The sequence below is a fragment of the Rothia mucilaginosa genome, from assembly GCF_019334805.1.
Taxonomy (GTDB): domain Bacteria; phylum Actinomycetota; class Actinomycetes; order Actinomycetales; family Micrococcaceae; genus Rothia; species Rothia mucilaginosa_C.
In genome coordinates this window covers 652,902-676,422 of sequence record NZ_CP079822.1, presented here as the reverse complement: position 1 = coordinate 676,422, position 23,521 = coordinate 652,902, and the positions used below count along the sequence as shown (strand labels likewise).

At 60.4% G+C, this 23,521-nt stretch carries 16 protein-coding genes; 7 read left to right on the top strand and 9 right to left on the bottom strand.

Annotation, left to right across the window (positions count from 1 at the left end; translation table 11 throughout):
- Positions 1–331: 331 nt before the first annotated feature.
- The 3 genes from LPB405_RS02580 to LPB405_RS02570 all read right to left on the bottom strand — a co-directional run bounded on the left by LPB405_RS02580 (position 332) and on the right by LPB405_RS02570 (position 4,831).
- Positions 332–2,152, bottom strand: coding sequence for an acetyl/propionyl/methylcrotonyl-CoA carboxylase subunit alpha (locus LPB405_RS02580; protein ID WP_219101812.1), 1,821 nt, complete (start codon positions 2,150–2,152; stop codon positions 332–334).
- 164 nt (positions 2,153–2,316) lie between these two features.
- Complete coding sequence (locus tag LPB405_RS02575; protein WP_219101811.1) at positions 2,317–3,012, bottom strand: Maf family protein; 696 nt, start codon at positions 3,010–3,012, stop codon at positions 2,317–2,319.
- 409 nt (positions 3,013–3,421) lie between these two features.
- Positions 3,422–4,831 carry a dicarboxylate/amino acid:cation symporter gene (locus LPB405_RS02570; RefSeq protein WP_044150697.1) on the bottom strand — a complete coding sequence of 470 codons (1,410 nt, stop codon included), beginning with the start codon at positions 4,829–4,831 and terminating at the stop codon, positions 3,422–3,424.
- Positions 4,832–5,272: 441 nt separating this feature from the next.
- On the opposite strand from LPB405_RS02570, the gene LPB405_RS02565 reads away from it, so the two are divergent.
- Together LPB405_RS02565 and LPB405_RS02560 are read left to right on the top strand one after the other, a co-directional pair.
- Positions 5,273–6,214 carry a hypothetical protein gene (locus LPB405_RS02565; protein WP_219101810.1) on the top strand — a complete coding sequence of 314 codons (942 nt, stop codon included), beginning with the start codon at positions 5,273–5,275 and terminating at the stop codon, positions 6,212–6,214.
- Positions 6,215–6,348: 134 nt separating this feature from the next.
- Positions 6,349–7,641, top strand: a complete 1,293-nt coding sequence (locus LPB405_RS02560) for a glutathionylspermidine synthase family protein (protein WP_219101809.1) — start codon at positions 6,349–6,351, stop codon at positions 7,639–7,641.
- Between the two features lie 156 nt (positions 7,642–7,797).
- On the opposite strand, the gene LPB405_RS02555 is transcribed toward LPB405_RS02560, so the two are convergent.
- The 6 genes from LPB405_RS02555 to LPB405_RS02530 all read right to left on the bottom strand — a co-directional run bounded on the left by LPB405_RS02555 (position 7,798) and on the right by LPB405_RS02530 (position 16,791).
- Entirely contained in the window at positions 7,798–9,558 is a 1,761-nt protein-coding gene (locus LPB405_RS02555; protein ID WP_219101808.1) for a DUF885 domain-containing protein, read from the bottom strand.
- 232 nt (positions 9,559–9,790) lie between these two features.
- Complete coding sequence (locus tag LPB405_RS02550; protein ID WP_219101807.1) at positions 9,791–12,262, bottom strand: restriction endonuclease; 2,472 nt, start codon at positions 12,260–12,262, stop codon at positions 9,791–9,793.
- 477 nt (positions 12,263–12,739) lie between these two features.
- Positions 12,740–13,828 carry a restriction endonuclease gene (locus LPB405_RS02545; RefSeq protein ID WP_257604961.1) on the bottom strand — a complete coding sequence of 363 codons (1,089 nt, stop codon included), beginning with the start codon at positions 13,826–13,828 and terminating at the stop codon, positions 12,740–12,742.
- A 298-nt stretch (positions 13,829–14,126) separates the two neighbouring features.
- Positions 14,127–14,525, bottom strand: a complete 399-nt coding sequence (locus LPB405_RS02540; RefSeq protein ID WP_257604960.1) for an acyl-CoA carboxylase subunit epsilon — start codon at positions 14,523–14,525, stop codon at positions 14,127–14,129.
- Between the two features lie 66 nt (positions 14,526–14,591).
- The gene (locus LPB405_RS02535; RefSeq protein WP_219101805.1) at positions 14,592–16,193 is read right to left on the bottom strand and encodes an acyl-CoA carboxylase subunit beta; all 1,602 of its coding nucleotides are present in this window, start codon (positions 16,191–16,193) and stop codon (positions 14,592–14,594) included.
- A 316-nt stretch (positions 16,194–16,509) separates the two neighbouring features.
- Entirely contained in the window at positions 16,510–16,791 is a 282-nt protein-coding gene (locus LPB405_RS02530) for a YciI family protein (RefSeq protein WP_005508857.1), read from the bottom strand.
- A 230-nt stretch (positions 16,792–17,021) separates the two neighbouring features.
- Here LPB405_RS02530 and LPB405_RS02525 point away from each other — a divergent pair, with 230 nt between their 5' ends.
- From LPB405_RS02525 to ligA, 5 genes are all read left to right on the top strand, one after another.
- Positions 17,022–17,978 (top strand): biotin--[acetyl-CoA-carboxylase] ligase, encoded by a 957-nt coding sequence (locus tag LPB405_RS02525; RefSeq protein ID WP_219101804.1) that lies wholly within the window; start codon positions 17,022–17,024, stop codon positions 17,976–17,978.
- A gap of 124 nt (positions 17,979–18,102) precedes the next feature.
- A complete protein-coding gene (locus tag LPB405_RS02520) occupies positions 18,103–18,591 on the top strand; it encodes a hypothetical protein (RefSeq protein WP_049349988.1) in 489 nt (162 codons plus the stop codon).
- Between the two features lie 292 nt (positions 18,592–18,883).
- Positions 18,884–20,035: an adenylate/guanylate cyclase domain-containing protein gene (locus LPB405_RS02515; RefSeq protein WP_049355976.1), complete on the top strand. Its 1,152-nt coding sequence runs from the start codon at positions 18,884–18,886 to the stop codon at positions 20,033–20,035.
- Positions 20,032–20,925 (top strand): PP2C family protein-serine/threonine phosphatase, encoded by an 894-nt coding sequence (locus LPB405_RS02510; RefSeq protein ID WP_012903977.1) that lies wholly within the window; start codon positions 20,032–20,034, stop codon positions 20,923–20,925. Before LPB405_RS02515 ends, LPB405_RS02510 begins: the two co-directional genes overlap by 4 nt.
- A 223-nt stretch (positions 20,926–21,148) precedes the next feature.
- Positions 21,149–23,416, top strand: coding sequence for an NAD-dependent DNA ligase LigA (gene ligA / locus LPB405_RS02505; RefSeq protein WP_219101803.1), 2,268 nt, complete (start codon positions 21,149–21,151; stop codon positions 23,414–23,416).
- The last annotated feature ends 105 nt before the right edge of the window (positions 23,417–23,521 follow it).

Below are 23,521 nucleotides of genomic sequence, written 5' to 3'. Positions count from 1 at the left end.
CCGGTCAGCGCGTGAGGCGGGTGTGCCGTAGGCGCGTATCGGGTGCCGTGACCGCACCGGGTGGGTGCGGTGGGCGTAGGAATCTGAAAGGCTCCTCTAAAGTGCAACATTATAACTCTGTTCAGAAAAACCCAAACAAATACAGCCACTATCTGGACGCGAACACAAGGGTTAGCGGCGTAAATCCCACCTAAACAGGCAAGAGCGGACATAGAAAATCCCCCGGAAAGATACGAGACATGACCTCATACCCCTCCGGGGGATTCGTATAGCCTATAGCGCTCGCAGTCGCGAGACCTCAGTATCGAGATATCAGTATCGAGGTGAAGCGTTACTTAATGGTCGCCAGCACCGCACCGGAGGTGACGGTATCGCCGGCCTTAGCCGACAGGCCCGAAACCTTACCCGCCTTGTGCGCGGTAATGGGCTGCTCCATCTTCATCGCCTCCAGCACCAGAATCAGGTCGCCCTCAGCGACGGTGTCGCCGTCAGATGCGGCAACCTTCACGATGGTGCCCTGCATGGGGCTGGTCAGCTCGTCGCCGCCACCCTTTGCCGCGCTACGTGCCGAACGGGACTTGCGGGTTTTGGCGGCGGGCTTAGCGGCAGGCTTAGCACCACCGCCCAGATCGGGCAGGGACACCTCCATACGCTTGCCGTTAACCTCAACGACCACGGTGGTGCGCTCGTCCTCATCGGAGCCCACGCTACCGGGGGCACCGGAGTACATGGGGATGGTGTTGTTGAACTCGGTCTCAATCCAGCGGGTGTGCACCTTGAACTCGCCGCCCTCAGCCGGTGCGAATGCGGGGTCGTCCAGCACGACGCGGTGGAACGGGACGACGGTGGGCATGCCCTCAATGGTCAGCTCAGCCAGGGCACGGCGGGCACGCTGCAGAGCCTGCTCACGATCTGCGCCGGTAACAATGAGCTTAGCCAGCATGGAGTCGAAGTTGCCGCCGATAACGTCGCCAGCCACGAAGCCAGAATCCCAGCGAACACCGGGGCCGGTGGGCACGGTCAGCTTCTCGATGGTGCCGGGGGCGGGCATGAAGGAACGGCCCGCATCTTCACCGTTAATACGGAACTCGAAGGAGTGACCACGCAGAACCGGGTCCTTCTCCTCAATCTTCTCGCCGCGGGCAATACGGAACTGCTCACGAACCAGGTCCAGACCGGAAATCTCCTCGGAGACGGGGTGCTCCACCTGCAGACGAGTGTTGACCTCAAGGAAGGAAATGGTGCCGTCGGTGCCGACCAGGAACTCACAGGTGCCGGCACCCTGGTAGCCAGCCTCGCGCAGAATCGCGCGGGACGCCTCATACAGGCGCTCGTTCTGCTCATCGCTCAGGTAGGGGGCAGGTGCCTCCTCAATGAGCTTCTGGTTGCGACGCTGCAGGGAGCAGTCACGGGTGGAAACCACCACAACGTTGCCATGCGCATCCGCCAGGCACTGGGTCTCAACATGGCGGGGCGAATCCAGGAAGCGCTCGATGAAGCACTCACCGCGACCGAACGCCGCGGTAGCCTCACGAACAGCGGACTCGTACATCTCAACAATGCTCTCGCGGTCGCGCGCCACCTTAATGCCGCGGCCACCGCCACCAAATGCGGCCTTCACCGCAATGGGCAGACCGTGCTCATCCGCGAAGGCAACAACCTCATCGGCGGACTTGACCGGGTCCTTGGTGCCGGGCACCAGGGGAGCGCCCACCTTCTGCGCGATGTGGCGTGCCGCCACCTTATCGCCCAGCTGGGTAATGGACTCGGGGGAGGGGCCAATCCAGGTCAGACCCGCGTCGATGCACTTCTGAGCGAACTGCGCGTTCTCAGAGAGGAAACCGTAGCCGGGGTGCACAGCGTCAGCACCGGAGCGGATAGCAATCTCAATGAGCTTGTCCATCACCAGGTAGGACTGTGCCGCGGTGGCACCGCCGAGAGCGTAGGCTTCATCGGCGAGCTTTACGTGCTGGGCGTCGCGGTCGGGGTCAGCGTAGACGGCGACGGTCTGCAGACCCTCATCGCGGGCTGCGCGAATCACGCGGACAGCAATTTCACCGCGGTTAGCGATCAGAATCTTGCTGACCGGGCCGGTGTGACGGCCGGGGACTGCAGTAAATTTCTTGGCGGCTTCTGCCTGGTGCTGAGTCACTTAAAGCTCTCCTTTAATCTCCTGCTCCAAGGATACATCGGCAGGATTGGCGAATATAACGCGCATCATACTGTTCTATCTTATCGATTGGTGTTCAACAATGTGTATTTCAGGGCGCGCTTTGAGACAGATTTATGCTGTGGGTTTATGCGGTGGGTGTGGTTCTAATTCTCTTCCTCAGGCGGTAGCCACAACTCGGTCACCGCAACCTCGCGGCGGCGCAGCATATCGCGCAGCGCGTGGATGGACAGGCCCACCACCGTGTGGAACTCACCCTCAATACCGCGAATAAACGCCGAACCGTAGCCATCCAGGGTAAAGGAACCGGCTACCCAGAGCGGCTCACCGGTAGCAATATACGCCTCAATCTCTTCGGGGCTGAGCTCATCAAAGTGGACGGTAGCGCTACGTAGCTCAGAAACAGCGGGCAGCTCGGCACCCGGCTCAATGCCGCGCAAATCCACGAGCGCGTGACCGGTATGCAACACACCGTAATTGCCGCTCATCGCGCTGATGCGCTCGCGCGCCGCCTCGGCGGTGTGAGGCTTGCCGTAGGCAACACCCTCAAACTCGAAGACCGAATCGCATCCCAGAACCAGCGCATCGCGCACACCCTCGGCGGCAAGTTCAGCGGCAACTGCCTGCGCCTTCAACTGCGCCAGCAGGGAGGCGGTTTCAGCCGGGGTGAGTCCCGCACGTCCCTGCGCTCGCGCCTGTTCGTTGGCGGTAGCGAGCGCGGCGTCCTCATCTACGGAGGAGACGCGCACCGTGAACGCGATGCGGGAGTCCTCCAGGAGCTTGCGGCGAGCCGGGGAGGCGGAGGCAAGAATCAGTCGGGTCGATGAAGCGCTGGTAGTCATGGGTTCTATTTTAGAGCGTTGCCGGTGAGTTTTACTCTCGGGTGCAGATTGAGAATCACTAGATGGAACCCTCCGCCGGTGCGTCAGCGTTGAACACGGGTCCTTGGCCTAATCTGGGGGGCGTAACCTGGGGGCGGAGCATCGAGCTCGAAAGGCATAAAACCGGCGGGCATAAAAAAGAGCGTGTCCCATCCCCCTCAACCACGTAGGAGATGGAACACGCCGTTCAAAATCATAACTCTTCTCAAGAATTAAAGAAAAGAAGAATCAATCGTGACGTTTTTATGACGTTTGACAAATATACTTCGCCCATGCTGGGGGCATGGGGGGGAGAGAGAGAAGCTGCACGGCGCTAAGCAGTACCGCCTAGCGCCGTGTGCGTGAGCCTTCGCCAGATTAGCTTGCCAGATTAGCGGCGTGCCGTCTCCTCCACCTCGTGCAGACGCTGCGCCTCACCGGCGATGCGCTCATCGTAGAATTCCTGAGCCACGAAGCCGCCCTCCGAACGGGGAGCGTTGTAAAGCTCCTCATCCAGGATGCCCTCGCGGCGAGCCACAATCGCGGGAACCAGAGCTTGACCGGCAACGTTCAGGGCGGTACGACCCATGTCCACGATCGGGTCAATCGCCAGGAGCAGACCCACACCGTCCAGCGGCAGACCCAGAGTGGAAAGGGTCAGGGTCAGCATCACGATAGCGCCGGTCGTACCGGCAGTCGCTGCCGAACCGAGCACGGACACCATCACAATCAGCAGGTACTGGGTGAAGTCCAGCTGAATACCGTAGAACTGAGCTACAAAGATTGCGGCAAGAGCCGGGTAAACCGAAGCGCAGCCGTCCATCTTAGTGGTTGCACCCAGCGGAACGGCAAAGGACGCGTAGGCGCGGGGAACACCCAGGTTACGTTCTGCAACGGTCTGGGTCATCGGCATCGAACCCATCGAAGAGCGGGACACGAAGCCCAGCTGGAGCGCCGGCCACACGCCAGAGAAGTACTGGCGGACCGACAGACCATTCGCGCGAACAATAATCGGGTAGACCACGAGGAAGACCAGCAGCAGGCCAATGTAGAGCGCGATGACGAACGCGACCAGCGAACCCATCGACGCCCAACCGTAGGCGAACACTGCCTTAGCGATTAGACCCACGGTACCCAGCGGTGCCAGGCGAATAATCCACCACAGAATCTTCTGAATAATCGCCAGAGCGCTCTTGACTACGTCAATGAACGGCTTGGCTGCCTCACCGACCTTCAGCGCGGCAATACCGACTGCGCCGGAAATGACCAGGATCTGCAGCACGTTGAAGGATGCCGAGGCGGTGATACCGGAATCACCGGACTTAGCGCTGACGCCCAGACCCAGGAAATTCACCGGAATCAGACCGGTCAGGAACGCGGTCCACGAACCGGTCGAGCCGGTGTACGCTTTGCCCTGCACCTGCGCGCCCACGCCCGGCTGAACGATCAGGCCCATCGCAATACCAATGAGCACCGCGAAGAACGCGGTAATCGCAAACCAGATGAGCGTGTTAACCGCCAGACGCGCCGCATTAGTCACCTGCGACAGGTTAGAGATGGAGGCGACCACGGCGGTGAAAATCAGCGGAACAACAGCCGCCTTCAGCAGGGTGACGTAGGAGGAGCCGATGGTATCCAAGGTCACCATGAGCCAGTTGGGGTTGCTCTTCGCGTCCCCGCCCAGTGCGAGGGCGAGCGCGCCGAGAACAATACCCAGAATGAGGGAGGCAATGATTTGGTTGCCAAAAGAAGTAGCCCACTTGGGCAGACGTGAACGAGATGATGCATGCGGTGTAGACATGTGGCATACTCTAAAACTTTTGCGCGCTCCGGCGCGAGTTTGTGTGAAGAAGTGTTTCAATCCGGTGCAGTGTAGGGGATGTGTGACGAACCGTGACCATCCTGTGGCATCTTTCGGCTGTACATCCCGCAGTCTAACCAGCAACGCAGCCCAACCCAGCTGCCCAACCAGCAACGCCGCCAGTTGCCCCCCCACATAGGCGGTTAAATTGGCTGATAGTTAATTAGGAATCGCCGCAAAAGCAAACAGAAAGGAAACAACTGCGCAACATGCGGGGAAGCTTGCTGAGATTTTGCCGTCAGCTAATAATCCGAAAGCTAGAGCTTGATATGCTGGAATCACACCGATAGTCCGGCGAAAGTCGCCGGATGATGCTGTACCCACTCAGCTTCATGTACGCGTTGAGCGTTACGCCACGCACCACCTTTCAAGGAGAGATGCATGAGTTCTGCTCCCCAATACCCCGGCGGAACCACCACCCCTAACGGCCCGAAGAAGCCCCGCAATCGCATGGAAGCGGTTGCAGATTTCGCTACCCGCGCCGCACAGACCTCAGCCCAGCAGACCCTGAACCTGGGTGCGACCCGCCCCGGCATCGCCAAGATGATTGCCGTAGCGGGCGCTGGCGTGCTGCTGGTTGGCGGTGGCATCTTCGCCTACAACTCCATGCACCAGGAAGAGAACGCGTTCCTGTCGCAGGGCGAAGAGTACGCCCGCGTCTGCCAGGACGCGAAGACCGGCCTGCGCGTGGAAGATAGCGAATGTGAGAAGGCAGGCGTTCAGGAGCCGACCGACTCGTCCAGCAGCGACTCCTCCAGTAACGGCTCGTCGAGCTCCTCGGGTTCCTCCAGCTCCTCGGGCTCTTCTGGGTCGTCGGGCACTTCTGGCTCGACCACCACCCACAACACGTCGAATGCGTTCCTCTGGTACTACCTGGGCCGCCAAAGTGCCGCTAATTCTTCCGGATCCCACTACATTCCTCCTGTAGGGTCCAAGCTTTCCGGAGGCAGCACCACCCGCCCCAGCAACGGCACCGTCTACAGCGGCGTGTCCTCCAAGGGCGGCGGCTTCGAGGACTCCTACCGCACCGCGAAGAAGTCCTCCACCGTTTCCTCCGGCAAGGTGACCAGCACCAATAACTCCGGAAAGACCTCCTCTGTGCGTAATAAGACCACCGGCTCGGTCTCCAGCGGTAAGCAGGGCACCAGCAATAGCGGTAGCACCGGCTCCTACAGCAAGTCGAACACCTCCAAGTCCGGCTCCAAGTCGGGTTCGTCCTCGAAGTCCGGTTCTTCGTCCAAGTCTGGCTCTTCCTCGAAGTCCGGCAGCAAGGGCGGTTTCGGTGGCGGCTCGAAGTCCGGCGGCGGTACCTCCGGCGGCTAAGCCATAAGCCATCACACTGAATGCGGGCAGGGACTGAACGGTCCCGCCCGCATTTTCCTCACTAGAACAACCAAACCCGCGGTGACGTAACAACACCGCTTTCCAATCACTACTTCGAAGGAGCCTAGCCCCTCATGCGCCGCGAAGAATTTCCCGTCGGCCGACCCGACTGGGAGAACGTCATCGTTGAGGAAGGCCTCACCTACAGCGTGGACGGCCCCCACGACACCGACCACTATTGGAACGAATACGCCGCCTACATTTTCAGCCCGCAAGAAATGGACTCTGTGCGCGCCCAGGCGGAAGAAATGCACCGCATGTGCCTGGAAACCGTCGAGTACATTGCCTCCGGCGCGTTCGGCACCCTCGGGCTGCCCCAGGCGGCGTTCAACCTCGCGGTTGAATCCTGGAACCGCCGCGACGCCGACTTCTACGGCCGCTTCGACTTCATCTACTCCGGTGTGCCCGGCGACCCCATGAAGCTGCTCGAATACAACGCCGACACCCCCACCGGTATCGTGGAGGCGGCAGTCAGCCAGAAAACCTGGGCGAAAGACCAGCGCCTCGATACCCGCGGCTACGCCCACTGGGGTGAAATCGGCGAAGCCTTCACCAACCGTTGGCGCCACATCTTCGCAGCCGAAATTGCCGCCGGCGTGCAGCCCGTACTGCACCTGGCGCACGTGAGCCCCGAGATTGACGAGAACAACGAGGACTACAACAACCTCTGGCTCATCGCCTACGCGGCGCAGCAGGCGGGCATCAAAACCCACATGATGCCCATCGACGAAGTCATCTTCAACGAGGACACCAAGAGCTGGGAGGACGCACAAGGCCGCGCCATCACCAACCTCTTCAAGCTCTACCCCTGGGAAGACCTGGTCACCGACAGCGAAGCAGGCTACGACAAGCTCCTCTTCGCCTACCACGGCGCCATGGACCGCTGGATCGAGCCTGCGTGGAAGATGTTCCTCTCCAATAAGCTGCTGCTCGCCGCGCTCTGGGATAAGTACCCCGGCCACCCGAACCTAGTACCCACCTACGCGGGGCACCGCGGCGGCATGCGCAACTGGGTCCGCAAGCCCCTCTTCGGACGTGAAGGCGACGGCGTAGAAATCTACGCGCCCGACTACGATGTCTTCATCAAGCCCGAAGACGACGACTTCTTCGCTAACGCCCCCGAAAGCGAATTCATCTACCAGGAGTACATTCCGGCACCGCGCTACGAAGGCATTATCAACCCGGTCAGCCACCCCATCCTCGGCGTGTGGGTGGTCGACGGACGCACCGTAGGCGTGGGCATCCGCGAATCGAACGGCGCGCTCACCGACTACTGGTGCCGCTTCGCCCCGCATCTGGTGGATCTGAACGACTCCACCGGCATGGGATTCGGCACCACCGACCCCGGCACCGCAAACTTCGGATAGCCCGGAATCCCGATAGATAAACCTCGCACGAAAAGACGAAGCCCCCGCCTCAGCCATAAAGCTAAAGCGGGGGCTTCGTCTATAGAGTTCCTAATCTCAAGGCTCTAGTTCAGAGACTCCAGAAATCCACTCGACGAGGAGCGAGCAGACTAGAGGCTACTCGTCATCGTCCTCATCGTCGTCATCCTCAGTATCCAGAGGGAGCATCATCTCATCGGTCAGAGCGCGGCGCAGAGTATCCAGACCCACCGAACCGAGCAGAAGCGCACGCGTGTGGAATGCACGCATGTCATCGCCGCGGCGCACAGCTTGATCGCGCAGCTCCAGCCAGAGGCGCTCGCCAATCTTGTAGCTCGGCGCCTGACCCGGCCAACCCAGGTAACGCAGGAACTCGAAACGCAGGTGACCCTCGGACTCGTCCAGGTTCAGCTTCAAGAACTCATAACCCAGCTCAGAAGTCCAGATGGTGCCCGGCTCAACACCCAACTGCTCAGCCCACTCATCCGGAATCGGCATCTCGCAGTGAACACCAATATCGAAGACCACGCGGGCGGCGCGCATACGCTGAGCGTTCAGCATGCCCATGCGGTCACCCGGATCCTTCAGGTAGCCCAGTTCCTCCATGAGGCGCTCGGCGTACAGCGCCCAGCCTTCACCGTGACCGGAAACCCACAGCATGTTCGTACGCCACGAGTTCATGGTGCCTTTCAGCGCCGTAGCAATAGCAATCTGCAGGTGGTGGCCCGGAACGCCCTCGTGGTACACGGTGGAGGTTTCACGCCAGGTAGTGAACGTGTCCTCACCCTCGGGAACCGACCACCACATGCGGCCCGGACGCGAGAAATCGGGGGAGGGGCCGGTGTAGTAAATACCGCCCTCATTCGTCGGCGCGATGCAACACTCGATACGGCGCATGGGGCCGCCAATCTCAAAGTGGCTACCCGCCAGGTTCTCCACGGCGGCGTCGGCGAGCTTCTGCATCCATGCCTTCAGCTCATCGGTGCCGTGCAGCTGACGCGCCGGATCCTCATCGAGCAGCTGCTTCGCGCGCTCAATGCTTGCGCCCGGCTCAATCTCCTCGGCAACCTCACGCTGACGAGCGATAATGCTCTCCAGTTCCTTCACGCCCCAGGCGTAGGTCTCGTCCAGGTCAATGGTGGTGCCCAGGAACGAACGGGAGTGCAGGCTGTACGCCTTACGGCCCACAGCGTCGCGGGAGGGAGCGACCGGCTGCAGCTTCTCCACCAGGTAGCTGTTGAGGCGGCGGTAGCCTTCCTTCGCAGCCTCGGCACCGGCGGCAGCCTCATCCTTCAGAGCGGGGACAGCCTCGGCGACCTCAGCCGCCAAATCATCAAAGAAACCACCGGGAGCGTAGTACGCGGCGGTCTGCTCAATGACAATATCCACCTGGCGGCGCGGGGCAACCTTACCCTCTTCACGAGCCGCCTCAAGAGTCTGGATGTATCCCTCCAGTGCCTCGGTGACGCGGTGCATACGCCCAACAATATGCTCCCAATCCTGCTGGGTGTTGCGCTTCATCAGGTCGAAGACCGAGCGCACTTCCTGCGGGACGGACGCAATATTGTTCAGCTGCCAGCCGCCAAAACCAGCCTTGTACTGCTTGCGGTACAGGCTCAGACGCTCCTGCAGAGCATCCAGGGTGACCAGGTCAACGTCATCAATAGGCAGGACGTTATCGACCTTCTTCAAAGTCTTCTTCGCAAGGCGCGCAAAAGCCTTCTCGCCGGCGGGCGAGTAATCGGGGTACAGGGTCTCTACGCCCTTACGACCAAGCTCGGTTGCATGGACGGGGTTCAGGTCGAGGACCTTTTCAAAGTATTCGTTAGCAATCTGATCGACGTCGGTCAGCGAGCGCTTCAATCGGTAGATGCTGGGAAGTTCCTGGTAAGTGCTCATGTTCATATCCTAACGCAGGGGTGTGCCTCCAACCACGATTTTCGGTGATTTAGCTCGCTTAAACCGGCAATATTACGGGCTGAGCGGCACCGAACACGACGAAAAGGGCTCACCTGTGGACAACTCACCGGGGCGCAGGCGCGAAAATGCCCCGGCTTTCTCCCACCTGAACGTGCAGGAGAGAGAAAACCGGGGCATACCCAAGATGGGCTAAAAGCTGCTAGCTGGTGACTTAGCCGGCGAAGTATTCACCGTTCAGCTCCAGCAGACCGTTTGCGCTCTCGACCACGCCGAGGCGGTGCGCAATGAGGCGGTCCTGCAGCTCATCGCCGGACACCAAATCCACCAGAATGTTCGGGTACTTGGTCGAGCAGCGGATGAACTCGTCGTACGCCTCATCGCTGAACGCCGCGTTCGTGATGAAGGTGCCGAGCTGACCGCCGCGGGCGTGAATCGCCAGGAAGAACGCGGTAATATCCTGCGGCTGAACGCTCGCGGACAGCACACCGTTCGCTACCGGGCGCAGAGTACGCACGTAGAATGCGCGTTCTTTTTCACCGGTGGCGGGAGTTGCCACACCATCTACGCCCTGAGCCTCCAGAGCCTCCACCGTGTAGCCGCGCATCAGGAACAGATCGAAACCAATGCTGCGGAAACGCTCCTCAGACACCTGAGCCAGCGCCGGAGCCAGCGCCTCGCGGCGGAAGACCTGACGGTAACGCTTCAGAGCCTCACGCACCTGCGCGGCAGCCACCTGCAGCGCGGTCGAGGACTCAGCAGCCGAAACAGCCGGAGCGGAAACAACCGGCTGGGCAGGAGCCGCGGCGGGTGTAGAAACAGCGGGTGCAGAAACAGTAGGAACGGACACAGTAGACTGGGTGGTAGCCGGAGCAACCGCCGCCGGAACCTCAGCGGGCGCCTGGGTAGTAACCGCCTGGGTAGTAGTTGCCACCGGCGAACCAGCCGGACGCGCCAACAACGCCGGAGAAGCACCCGGCACCGGAGCCAACGGCTCACGCGCACCCTCACGAGCCGCCAGGCGAGCCTGACGCTCCGCCGCGCGCGCCTCCTTAGCAGCCTGAAGAGCCTCCTCACGAGCCTGCAGCTCAGCCGCAATATCCTGAGGCAGCTTGTGCTTGAGCGACTGCGGCGGCAGCGGCGCCATGCGGGCGGTCACCGCCTCCGGAGCACCCTCCGGGAAACGCTTGAGCAGCTCCTTACCCGCCTCGCTCAGCTCGTAACGCTCCGGGTTCTTGCGGGAAGTACGACCGGTACCCTCACGCAGAGCATTCAGGTAGCGCTCGCCCTTCAGCACGTGCATCGCCACCGAATAGCGGTTACGCAGACGCGGGGTCAGCTTATAACGGTGCGGAGCAATCTCACCCTGCAGGTACGGGATATCCAGGGCGAGCTTCAACTCATCGTAGATGTCGTAGTAGGAGATACGCGGGTTCTCCTCCACGAGCTTCAGAATCGGGTGCAACAGCTGATGCGGGTACGGCAGAGCGTCCACCGCCGCGGGATCCAGCAGAGCCGAAGCCACCAGCTTCTGAACGCTCGGCTCAACCATCTGCGCCAAAGCCGGTGCAAACGCAGGACCCAGCGAGTAGACGGTCTCACGCTCGGACAGGTAGTGGTGGGCGATCAGCACATCGTAGAGGTAATCCTGCGCGTCAATCTGCACAAAATAGGGGTTCGAGGTCGCCTGCTGGATGCGCTCGTCGCGGTCAAAGACCTGCTCCAGGCTCGGAAGGCTCAGCTCCACATCGGCGCCGTGGTCGTTGAGAGTATCGAGCAGAAGAACGCCCATATGGGTCAGCAGAGCATCGGTTGCGGCAATATCCTCAGCGGTAATCGAGGTGCCCTCATCCTTAACCAGCGCCAGCACGGAGCTCAGCTCGCTTGCGGGCACGCCAGTCTCCTCGTGGCGTGCCACCAGCTCCTTCGCAGACGGGGACAGCGAGTACAGCGTCAGCGGCGAATCCGTGTGCTCGTGAATGGTCTTGGTGCGCAGGTAGCCCTCACGGGTCAGCAGGCTCAACGCCTGAGCAATCACCGGCTCCACGATGCGCTGCTCCAGATACGACAGACCGTACCAACCCTGCACGAAACCGCACTCACGCAGCACCAGCTCGCGAATCTTCACGGGCGCCGCCGCAGGGTAGGACGGGGTAACGCTCAGGACAATGGGCAGAAGCTCACGCACCGTAATGTGCGAGAGCAGAACCGGGTAGAACTGCTTCAGATAGTGCAGGTACACGCCGCTCTGCAGAGGCAGAACCGGCAGAAGAGCCTGCGCCTGCTGTTCCTTCGGGGTACCCAAAAGCTCACGGCCAGCCTCGCTGAGGGTGTAGTGCAGGTTGCCCGGATGCAACTGGCTGAGGGACACCTCAAGATAATCAGCATTGACCAGCGCCGCAATCAGCTTATTGAGTGCCTCACGGAAGAGGACATTGTCACCGACCGCAATGAAACGCTGAGTCATGTTGAAACCCAGGTCCACGCCAACCGGGGTGTACATATCGGGGAAGAAAACCTTCTCGCCACGATCCTGCGCGCGCTCAAAATGGCGGAGCAGAGAGAAAGCCGCCGCAATGCTGAGAGTGCGTGCTTCCTCGGGTAGAGCCTCCCACGAGGTTTCCTGCTGCAAAGAGTGCAATTCGGAATGATCGATATGGAGCATTGTTTTATTCACAAAAGCCACGCCGGGCTCCTTATCTAGTGTTATTTATCGTGCAGGCGTTCTTCATAAAGTGCAGTCATGCGAACGGGAAAATAATCACGAAAGTGAGCGGCACCATCTTTATTTTTGGGCCGGCACTTTGAAATCCCGCAGTGAAGAGAAGCGAAGAGAAGCAGGGTAGGTAGTTTTTTCTCAACCCGTCCCGCTTACGCACCGTCTTCAACGACGAACACTTCAGAAAAGAACGCTATAAATTGGGGTGAAGTGTCTAGACCGTCACGGGTATATTCACTTCGTGAAATAATGCGAAGAATATATAACGCATTACCTTCATTATTGTATCGGCTGGTTCGAGAAATAACCTAGATTTCTAAAACCAGCCGATATGTGAAAAATATCCTCAAGGAAAAGTGAAAATACATTAAGTGAAATGACGTGGGAAATGCATGAAGGCCAGAGATATTCGGAGAGAAATAACTCGCCCCAGAAACACCCCGGCTACTCCAAGCCGCGGGCAAAATACTCCTCGTCAATGCGGTAACCGCACTCGCCCTCACCATCAAGAACACCCACACGGTGACGAATCATCAGCTCCACCAACTGGTGTCGATCAACCAGCGCAATATTGCGAGCGCCGGGCAAACCCTGCAAATACTCGGGAACCGGATGCGCAAAAGCACCGCAGGTCACCAAAACACCCTGCAGGCCGCCGTGCAGAAGCACTGCACCGGCAAGCTTCTGAATCTCGTTGGGGGTGACCTTCATAGTTCCGCAATAATGCTTCACCTGAATATAAATCGGCGCGAAATCCAGGCCATCAGAATAGCGGGCAATAACGTCAACACCCTTATCATCAGCACCGCCGGTTACCTCGGTGTTAAAACCAAGAGCCGTAAAAATATCGGCAACAATCTGCTCAAAATATTCTGGCGTCACCGCGTGAATATGCTGAATCAAATCCTGCGTAAAATGCTCCGCGAACTCAGCCTGAGCGTGAATCACCGGCGAATCGCTGGCACGCAAAATAATATCCAGAGGCGACTGACCGGCGGGCCAGGACCCCGCAGCCTCCGCAGAATTCAAAGCATGTGCAAGGTGCTCCGCACCGGTTGCCGGGTAGGCGGGCGCTTTGTCCGCAGCGTCAGTGGAGGGCGAGAAAGCCTCCAACTCGGTGGTGCTATCGCTATTGGAAGCGCCAAAAATGAGGCGATGCTCCTCCTGCGCATTCTCCAGTAGCGCGTTCGCCTGCTTCTTCAGCTTCTTCACGCTTTTTGCCGTCAAACTCTGAGAGCACAACGCCTGCACCTGCTTCACCACACGCGGCGGCACCGAACCGTGCAGATGCGGGGTGCAGGTCAGCTCGGCGCCCAGGGGAGTGAGCAGGTACTTCCTCTTCTCCCACGGGGTCAAACGAGGCATCAACTGGGCATAACGAAGTGCCACCAAGATTTTCAAGGTGGTACGCACAGCCACCGCAAAATCGGTGGATTCAAGAGCCGGTAGGTTCTTCTTCGACCCCAATGCCTTAGTCTGTTGCCGCAACTGCTCGCTAACATAGGCGGCGGTGCGGGGCACAGTCTTCGACAAGCGCCGTAGCGTCGGCAACAGAAGCGTGATATAGACATCCGGTGGGGGCCTATGGTTTTTATTCAGCATCTTTGCCATGGTCCCTGCCAATTTACTAACACTATTGTGATGGTATATACATCGTAGCATCAGGGCGTATCATCATCGCTTTATCGTTTCTAATATGACAAAATCGCAAGAACCAGCGCATTAGATGTTCAATAGCGCAATATAAATCTTAAATTTGGGGCAAAACAATATATTCCCGTCACACCGGCTGGCGTGACGGGAATATAAGAAGCATAGTTAGCAGCCCGCATTACATGGGGCGAGCGCGCCTCCACGAACCGGGACCGGGACGCAACGAAACACCCAGGCGCTGACCGCGGTTCAGGATGCGTGAAGCGGCACCCACCAGCAAGTTCTGCTCCTGCTTTGCGGCGCTCGCCTGCATCATCGCAACCACAGCGGTGAGGGCGGCAATCTCCTCCGGAGTGGGGGAGCCCTTAACCACCTTCAGTAGAGGCTCCTGCTCAGCGTCAGTATCTACCGAAGGCTGAGCAGAATCCTTCGGCGGGGCGCTGGATGCGGTATCCGCGTGCGCAGAAGAATGTGCGGAGCTACGCTCAAGCTGCTCGGCGCTCTCAGTAGCCTCCGAACTATCCTTCTTTTTACCGAATGAGAAATAACTCAGCGGGTTGTAGCCGGCCAAAGGCACGCCTCCTTAGAAAACCTAAAATCCTGGGAATGCCCGCGCCACAAATGGTGCGGGCACAAGGGAAGCCTACAGCGGGATGTTGCCGTGCTTCTTTGCCGGGGTAGACGCACGCTTATCGTGCAGGGCACGCAACGAGGAAATAATACGCACGCGAGTCTCGCTCGGGGCAATAACCTCGTCAATGTACCCCAACTCGGCAGCCTGGTACGGGTTCAGCAGCTCTTCCTCATACTTGGCGATCAGCTCAGCGCGGCGAGCCTCAACATCGCCACCCTCAGCCGCCAGAGCAGCCAACTCACGACGGTACAGAATATTCACCGCACCCTGAGCACCCATCACACCAATCTGAGCGGTGGGCCATGCCAGGTTAATATCGGCACCCAGCTTCTTCGAACCCATCACAATGTACGCACCGCCGTACGCCTTACGGGTAATGACGGTAACCAGCGGAACGGTCGCCTCCGCATAAGCGTAGAGTAGCTTAGCGCCGCGGCGAATAATGCCGTTGAACTCCTGATCGGTACCGGGCAAGAAGCCGGGAACATCCACAAAAGTCAGAATCGGAATGTTGAACGCATCGCAATGGCGCACAAAACGGGCAGCCTTCTCGGATGCAGAAATGTCCAGGCAGCCGGCGAACTGCATCGGCTGGTTCGCCACAATACCGACCGTGCGGCCCTCAACGCGGGCGTAACCAATCATCACGTTCGGGGCGTACAGCGCCTGCATCTCCAGGAAGTGGCCGTCATCGACCACGGACTCAATGACCGCGCGCATGTCATAAGGCTGGTTTGCCGAATCCGGGATGAGAGTATCCAAATCCAAATCGTCTACGGTTACCACGGGCTCCTGGTCATGCTCCAGGGGCAGGGACTCTGCAAGGTTATTCGAGGGCAGGAACTCGAGGAGCTCACGCACAAAGTCGAAAGCGTCTTCCTCGTCCTCAGCCAGGTAGGTGCTGGTACCGGTCACCGAGTTGTGCTGACGCGCACCACCGAGGGTCTCCATGTCCACATCCTCACCGGTCACGGTCTTAATGACGTCCGGGCCGGTAATGAACATGTGCGAGGTCTTATCCACCATGATGATGTAGTCAGTCAGAGCGGGGGAGTAAGCGGCACCGCCAGCGCAGGGGCCCATAATGACAGAAATCTGCGGAACCACACCGGAGGCGCGCACGTTCATGCGGAAAATATCGGCAAACATCGCCAGGGAAGCCACGCCCTCCTGAATACGGGCGCCACCACCATCGTTAATGCCGATAACCGGGCAGCCGTTCTTCAGAGCGAACTTCTGCACCTTCACAATCTTCTCGCCGTTCACCTGCGAGAGAGAACCACCGTAAACGGTGAAGTCCTGCGAATACACGGCAACCAGGCGACCGTCCACGGTGCCGTAACCGGAGACCAAACCGTCACCCAGAGGCTTCTTCGCCTCCATGCCGAATGCGGTGGTGCGGTGGCGGGCGAGGGCGTCAAACTCTACGAAAGAACCCTCGTCCAGAAGCATGTCGATGCGCTCGCGGGCGGTGTTCTTGCCGCGTGCGTGCTGCTTCTCAATAGCTGCCTCACCGCTGGGCGCGAAGCTGCGCTCTCGACGTGCATAAAAATCAGCGAGCTTACCGGCGGTGGTGCTCAAGTCAAAATCCTGCTGGAGGTTCTCGGACATTATTCCTCGTTCCTGCTCCACCCGATTGTCGGGAGCCAGTGGTTGCGGTGATGGTTGTTCAGAAGGCCCCGAAGAGCACTCTTGAACAATGTGCATATCCCTCAACTATAGTGCGAACTAGGGCACATATGCCAGGTGAGAAGCCAGAATATCAACACTAGATACACTTTTATGCACCCAGCACCCAAGAAGGTGCATACAGTGAACGAAAAGCGCGAAAGAACCGCTCAAAAGAGCACAGAAAACCCCCTTCCGCCTCGGCAATCCTTGCCTGCGGAAGGGGGTCTACGTTCAAGCTTTCAACGTGAAATGACGCTTAGATGGTGCCCAGGACCGGGTTCCACTCGGTGACGGTGTGAGACAGAACCGCGCCACCAATGTTCATCGGGTCGTTAGCCACAATCTTCTCGGCAGCCTCAGCGGAGTCAACCTTTGCAATCAGCAGAGCGCCGGCGGGGGTCTCGCCATCCAGCAGGGGACCGGAAACAATCAGGTTGCCCGCCTCAATCTGCGAACCAAGGTACTCGCGGTGAGCCGGACGGTACTTCGCCTGCTCCTCGGGAGCTGCGTAAACGTAAGTAATTGCGTAATAAGCCATAGCGGTCTTCTTTCGAGCAGGGCGGAGGAACCTCCGCAGCCGGTCGGTGCTTGATGCACCCTCACTGTCTAATGTACCGTCTCGGGTGCCGGTGGGCATCACCGGCGGCAAGAAATTGGTATGGTGAGAAATCAGTGCGACTCGGTAGAAACCGGCAGATTACGGCGGCAGGTTGATAGCGGGTCTGCGAATTGCAGGACTGATTGAGGTAGGACAGAAAGGTGCAGGCTATGGCTGAAAACATGCATAACGAGAGTGATCATTCGGTTTTGGATGCGCCGCGCATCCGCACCGTGGCGCTGGACGCGGGCTACTCCAGCGTAAACCTCTACGATGAAGTCGACTCCACCACCACCCGCGCCCGCGAGCTACTTATGGACGGCACGGACCCCGAACGCGAACAGCTCGGTGAGCTCTCCGTCTACGCCAGCCTCTACCAAAGCGCCGGACGCGGCCGCCTCGCCCGAGCCTGGACTGCCCCTCCCGGAGCCTGCCTCGCCGTGAGTATCGTGGTGCGCCCGCACGCCTCCGCAGACCCGCTCGCCCGAGAACTCCCCGAAGGCAGCTACCACTGGATGACCCTCATCGCCGGGCTCAGCGTGGTCGATATTTGGCGCAGCTACGGCGTGGATGCCGCCCTCAAATGGCCCAACGACGTCATCGCGCAGGGCGCTAAGGGGTGCGGAATTCTCGCCCAGCTCGTTCCCGAAAGCGGCTCCACCGAGGGGCAGCGCAGCATCATTGTGGGCATCGGCCAGAACACGAACATGTCCGCCGAACAGCTGCCCGTACCCACTGCCACCAGCCTGAGCCTGTGCACCGGGCAGGTCATCGACTCCTCCGAGGTGCTCGCCCGACTGCTCGGCATCTTCGCCCGCCGCTACCGCGCCTTCGTGCGCGCCGGTGGTGACCCCGAACGCCCCGACCCCCTCAACCCCGACCCCCTCAACCCACAGAGCATCAGCCTGCTCGACCAGGCACGCGCCTCCACCGCAACCCTCGGAGCCAGCGTGCGCATGAGCCTGCCCGACGGAAGCACCGTAGATGGCATTGCCGAAGACCTCGATGCGCAGGGGCGCATCCTCATTCGCCGCGAGGACGGAACCATAGAGCCCTACGCGGTGGGCGATATTGAGCATCTTCGCCCCGCCAACGGTAGCTACGGAGATTTTCAGCAGGCACACTAGAACCAACCTATAAAGTTTCTGCCCATAAAATTTTGCCCGGCACAGCAACACTGAATACGCCCGCACCACCTCAAACCGGCGCCTCTAATCCGGTACACACCCACCAGCACAGCTAAGGAACACCATGCGCCTGCGCGGAAAACTCAACCCCGGTGAGCATGTCATCATCGCCACCCGACAGCACTACGGTGCTCTACTGCCCGCGCTCGCCTACCTGCTGGTTGCTATCGCCGCCTCAACCTTTGCCTCCACGGCACGGTCCTCACCGATTCTGTGGACTCTCGGCACGATGTGTGCGGTGGGTGCCCTGCTTGGTGCTGTGCGTACTGCCTGGCGGTGGGTTACTACCTACTACCTGCTGACCACCCATCGGCTCGTAGTGCGCCGCGGTGTGATGACCCGTAGCGGAGACGAATCCCTCTACCTGGATTCCATGGGCGAGCGCTGGGCAAAACAGCGTGGCCCGGGCGCTTGGTTGGGCTACGGTTCGGTGTACGTGGTATGCCGCGGGGTGCACCACCGCCTGACCTACGTGCCCGACCCCAAGCGTTTCGAAAAAGAAATTAAATCCGCTCGACGCGACTACTACGCCCTGCGTTCCCGCTACATTTAGCCCTCTCTGGGGTGCCTCCTCCCACTACAAGGAGGGCGGACCGGTTGGCTCAGAGCCTAACCCGGCACCTAAAATCAGCCGAAAAAATGCGGATTAGAGTATTCTTAAATGTGAATTACTCCACTAAAATATCTTTGGGTGTGGAGGCTTTGACGCCCAAAACACCGCAGTGGAGGGTATATTAACAAGGCGCTATACAGTGAAGCAGTGCACAGTCGACGCACGGCACACACCAGTGCATCCGCACGGCAGAACAGATGATCCGGCAGATATGAAAGGAGCGGCAGCGGCAATGAGCACGGCAGACCATCATGAACCTGCACACTCTCCGCAGGGCACCGGTGCCACCATGGGCCCCGAAACCCAAATGCTGAACCTCAAAATTCTGCAGAACCTCGCCCAGAACAATATCTACCGCGACGAGGAATCCAAGGCAGGGATTCGAGCCCTCGAAAAGTCGCTCCTGGGACAGGGTCGCCGCTACACCCCCGTAGAAGCTGCAGAGTGCGCCGGACTTCCCCTCGAAACCGCCCAGCGTATCTGGCACAATGTGGGCTTCCCGACAATCCCCAACCACTCGCCCTACTTCACTGAAACAGACGTGCAGATGCTCGCCGACCTGCAGAAGTTGGACGCAGAAGGCGACATTCGTATGGAATATGTGGCATCCCTCGTGCGCGCTGAAGGTCAACTGACCGACCGTACCGTCGCCTGGCAGATTGAGGCGCTCGTGCACAACATTATGGTCACCGAAAACCTCAGCGATAATGATGCCCGCCGCAAGCTCCTCAAAGACTTCCCGCGTTACCTCGAGGTTCTCGAGCGTCTGGCGCTCTACGCATACCGTCGCCAGATGTACGCCGGAATCCTGCGCCTGGGATTGCGCGAAAACAACGTGACCACCTCCGGACTTTCCCGCCTGCCCCTGGTGCGAGGCGTAGGGTTCGTTGACCTGGTTTCCTATACCTCCCTGGTGCGTAACCTGGACGCCGCGGCTCTTTCTCAGCTCATCAACCACTTTGAGCAGAGCTGCCTGGACGTCATCGCACCCCTGGGCGGTCGCATTATCAAGACCCTCGGTGACGAAGTCTTCTTCCTCACCGAAACCCCGGACACTATCGCAGAAATTAGCCTGCAGCTCTCCGAAAAGATCGGCGCCGACCCGCAGCTACCGGAAGCCCGCGTCGCCTTCATTTGGGGCGAGGTTCTGGCTAACCGCGGCGACGTGTACGGCTCCAGCGTGAACCTGGCTGCGCGCCTGGTCTCCCTCGCTGAACCGGGTACCGTGCTGACCGATAATGAGACAGCAAACACGCTCCGACAGGTGGGAAATCGCTATACTCTCACCTCTCAAGGGACGCGAAACGTTAGAAGCTTTGGTAACGTAGACCCCGTGGCGGTGACTCGTCGCGCGAACTACACAATGGAGATAGACCTCTCATGACTGAACTGAAACTACGTACCGGTGGTGCAACGCACCGCGGCGCACATCGAGAAAATAACGAAGATTCGATGGTCGTCGCCGGTTCCCTTTGCGTGGTCGCGGACGGCATGGGAGGCCACGAAGCCGGCGAAGTAGCATCGCGTCTGTGCGTGCGTCAGCTTGCCTACTCGCCCTTCTTCACCATGCCCGGTGGCCGTAGCGAAGAGGAGCAGCAGGCCTACGCTGAACGCCTCGCCGCCATTGACGAATCCGACCCCGCCAAGCGCCGTCGCCGCGCAAACACCCTGCTTAACAATGAAATCGTGGGCACCCTGAACCGCCTGCACGATATCCTTGGCGAAACCAACGAAGAAATTAAGCAGGCGCTCTCCCGCGCCGGCGGCACGACCGTCACCGGCGCCTGGCTGACCAGCATCGGTGACCGTAACCTGTGGGTTATTTTCAACGTGGGTGACTCCCGAACCTACCGCCTGCTGCGTGAGGACGAGGGTATTCACCACTCCGCCATGGAGAAGCTGCCCGGCGCTGAAGGGGCCGCCTCGCTGGAGCAGGTCACCACTGACCACTCCGAGGTGCAGTACCTGGTTGACGAGGGTCAGATTACCGCCCTGGAGGCGCTGACCCACCCGCGCCGCAACGTGATTACCCGCGCGCTGGGTACCGGCAACTACTGGGAACCGGACTTCTGGGTTCTGCCCGCCCGCGCCGGTGACCGCCTGATGCTCTGCTCCGATGGTCTTTCCGGTGAGCTTTCGCACGAATACATGGCACGCGTACTCACCTCGATCCGCCACCCGCAGGACGCCGCTGACGTGCTCCAGCACGAGGCGCTGCGTTCCGGCGGTCGCGACAACATTACCGTGATTGTTGCCGACGCTGTCGAAGCCTAAACTTCATACCTTGTGATTCACCCCCGTTTCCTTCGGGTGCTCGATTGAGCGCCTGCAGGAGGCGGGGGTGAACTGTATCCGCGCACAGAAACTAAGGAAGCGCAATCCGGTAAGTGGCTACGGCACGCTTGCCTCATCGTTTGCCTCATCGTTCGCGCTCGCGGAACCTGCCAATATGACGAGCGATAGGGGAGAGGCGGAGCAAAAACGCTAGACTGGACGGGTGACTGAGAACAACACCACCCAGCAGACTGCCCCCGCCGAGACTCGAGCAGAGAGCCCCGCAGAAAACGCCGCAGAAAACACTGCGGAGATTACCGATGCCCTGCGCGCCGAATACGCGGAGCTGACCGATAAGATTCGCGCCGCCCGCCGCGCCTACTACAACGAGGACGCACCGTTCCTCTCCGACGCCGAGTACGATGCTCTCTACCGCCGCCTCGAAATCATCGAGGCCGAGCACCCGCTCATCATCGCCAACGACTCGCCCACCCAGGAGGTCGGCGGCGAAGCCATTGAAGCCTTCGCGCCCGTCACCCACCTGGAACGCATGTACTCCCTCGAGGACGTCTTCTCCTTCGAGGAGCTGCGCGCCTGGCTGACCAAGACCGAGGAGAGCGTCCGCAACCTTACCGGCGCCGCCCCGCGCTGGCTCACCGAGCTGAAGATCGACGGCCTGGCCGTGAACCTGCTTTACCGCAACGGCACCCTCGTGCGCGCGGCAACCCGCGGTGACGGCACCACCGGCGAGGACGTCACCCACAACGTGCGCACCATCGCCAGCATCCCGCAGCAGCTGAGCGGCGAGGGCCACCCCGAAGAAATCGAGATTCGCGGCGAGGTGTTCATCTCCTCCGCTGACTTCGAGAAGCTCAATGAGTCCATGATTGCCGCCGGCAAGAACCCCTTCGCGAACCCGCGTAACGCCGCGGCAGGTTCGCTGCGCCAGAAGGATGCGGCGGTGACTGCCTCCCGACCGCTGAGCATGTACGTGCACGGCATCGGCTCGCGTACCGGCCTGGAGATTGCCACCCAGTTTGAGACCTACGACCTGCTCGCCTCATGGGGCCTGCCCGTGAGCCCCTACAGTGAGCTGACCGATTCGGTCGAGGGCATCTTCGACTTCATCAACCGCTACGGCGAGCAACGCCACTCCCTCGTGCACGAGATTGACGGCATCGTCATCAAGGTCAACGATTTCGCAACCCAGGCGCAGCTGGGCTACACCTCTCGCGTGCCGCGCTGGGCCGTGGCGTACAAGTACCCGCCCGAAGAGGTGAACACCAAGCTGCTGGACATCCGCGTGGACGTGGGACGCACCGGCCGCGTGACCCCCTACGGCGTCATGGAGCCCGTATTCGTCTCGGGCTCGACCGTGGAGCGGGCCACCCTGCACAACCAGGACGTGGTCAAGGCTAAGGGCGTGCTCATCGGCGACACCGTGGTGCTGCGCAAGGCAGGCGACGTGATCCCCGAGATTGTCGCCCCCGTGGTCGCCCTGCGCGACGGCACCGAACGTGAGTTCGTCATGCCCAGCGAGTGCCCCTCCTGCGGTTCGCCGCTGGCCCCCGGCAAGGAGGGCGACGTGGACCTGCGCTGCACGAACCCCCGCTCCTGCCCGGCGCAGCTGACCGAGCGCGTGTACTACGCGGCAAGCCGCGGTGCCTTCGACATTGAGGCGCTGGGCTTCGAGGCCGCCAAGGCGCTCACCAGCCCCGCAACCCCGGACACCCCTCCGCTGACCACCGAGGCGCACCTCTTCGACCTGACCCCCGAGGACCTGCGCGAGGTGACCATCGAGCGTGAGAAGAAGGTCAAGGGCGTGGGCACCGGAAAGATGGAGCGCGTGCCCTACTTCTACACCAAGCCGACCAAGGCGCGCCCCGAGCCGAAGCCCACGAAGAATACGCTGAACCTCTTCGCCGAGCTGGAGAAGGCTAAGCAGCAGCCGCTGTGGCGCGTGCTGGTTGCCCTCTCTATTCGCCACGTGGGCCCGACTGCCGCCCGTGCGCTTGCGACCGAGTTCGGTGCGATGCAGGCGATCCGCGAGGCAGATCGCGAGCGTCTGGCCTCGGTGGACGGCGTGGGCCCCACCATTGCGGACTCGATTATCGAGTGGTTCGCTGAGGATTGGCACGCCGAGATCGTGGACTCCTGGGCCGCTGCCGGCGTGCGCATGGAGGACAGCCGCGACGAATCGGTGGAGCGCACCCTGGAGGGTCTGACCGTGGTCGTGACCGGCACCCTGAACGGCTACACCCGCGACGGGGCAAAGGAAGCGATTATTTCTCGAGGCGGCAAGGCCTCCGGCTCGGTCTCGAAGAAGACCCACTTTGTGGTGGCCGGCGCGAACGCCGGCTCGAAGCTGGATAAGGCCGAGGCCCTGGGCCTGCGGGTGCTGGATGAGGAAGGCTTCACCGCCCTGCTCGAGGGCGGTCCGGAGGCGCTTGAGGCCGGCTCCGGCAGTGCCCCCGGAGAGTCGGAGGCGTAAGCCGTCGAGGTATTCCCCTGTCTCCGCGGGGCGCGGTACTGTGGGTCGCGGGGTATTGAGGTATGTATATACGCCATTCGGGCCCCGAAGAGTGTTCTTCGGGGC

Excerpts from the sequence above, each read along its gene's own strand:
- LPB405_RS02575 (WP_219101811.1), bottom strand. The coding sequence starts at position 3,012 with ATGACTACCAGCGCTTCATCGACCCGACTGATTCTTGCCTCCGCCTCC.
- LPB405_RS02570 (WP_044150697.1), bottom strand. The coding sequence starts at position 4,831 with ATGTCTACACCGCATGCATCATCTCGTTCACGTCTGCCCAAGTGGGCT.
- LPB405_RS02565 (WP_219101810.1), top strand. The coding sequence starts at position 5,273 with ATGAGTTCTGCTCCCCAATACCCCGGCGGAACCACCACCCCTAACGGC.
- LPB405_RS02560 (WP_219101809.1), top strand. The coding sequence starts at position 6,349 with ATGCGCCGCGAAGAATTTCCCGTCGGCCGACCCGACTGGGAGAACGTC.
- LPB405_RS02555 (WP_219101808.1), bottom strand. The coding sequence starts at position 9,558 with ATGAGCACTTACCAGGAACTTCCCAGCATCTACCGATTGAAGCGCTCG.
- LPB405_RS02535 (WP_219101805.1), bottom strand. The coding sequence starts at position 16,193 with ATGTCCGAGAACCTCCAGCAGGATTTTGACTTGAGCACCACCGCCGGT.
- LPB405_RS02530 (WP_005508857.1), bottom strand. The coding sequence starts at position 16,791 with ATGGCTTATTACGCAATTACTTACGTTTACGCAGCTCCCGAGGAGCAG.
- LPB405_RS02525 (WP_219101804.1), top strand. The coding sequence starts at position 17,022 with ATGGCTGAAAACATGCATAACGAGAGTGATCATTCGGTTTTGGATGCG.
- LPB405_RS02520 (WP_049349988.1), top strand. The coding sequence starts at position 18,103 with ATGCGCCTGCGCGGAAAACTCAACCCCGGTGAGCATGTCATCATCGCC.
- LPB405_RS02515 (WP_049355976.1), top strand. The coding sequence starts at position 18,884 with ATGAGCACGGCAGACCATCATGAACCTGCACACTCTCCGCAGGGCACC.
- LPB405_RS02510 (WP_012903977.1), top strand. The coding sequence starts at position 20,032 with ATGACTGAACTGAAACTACGTACCGGTGGTGCAACGCACCGCGGCGCA.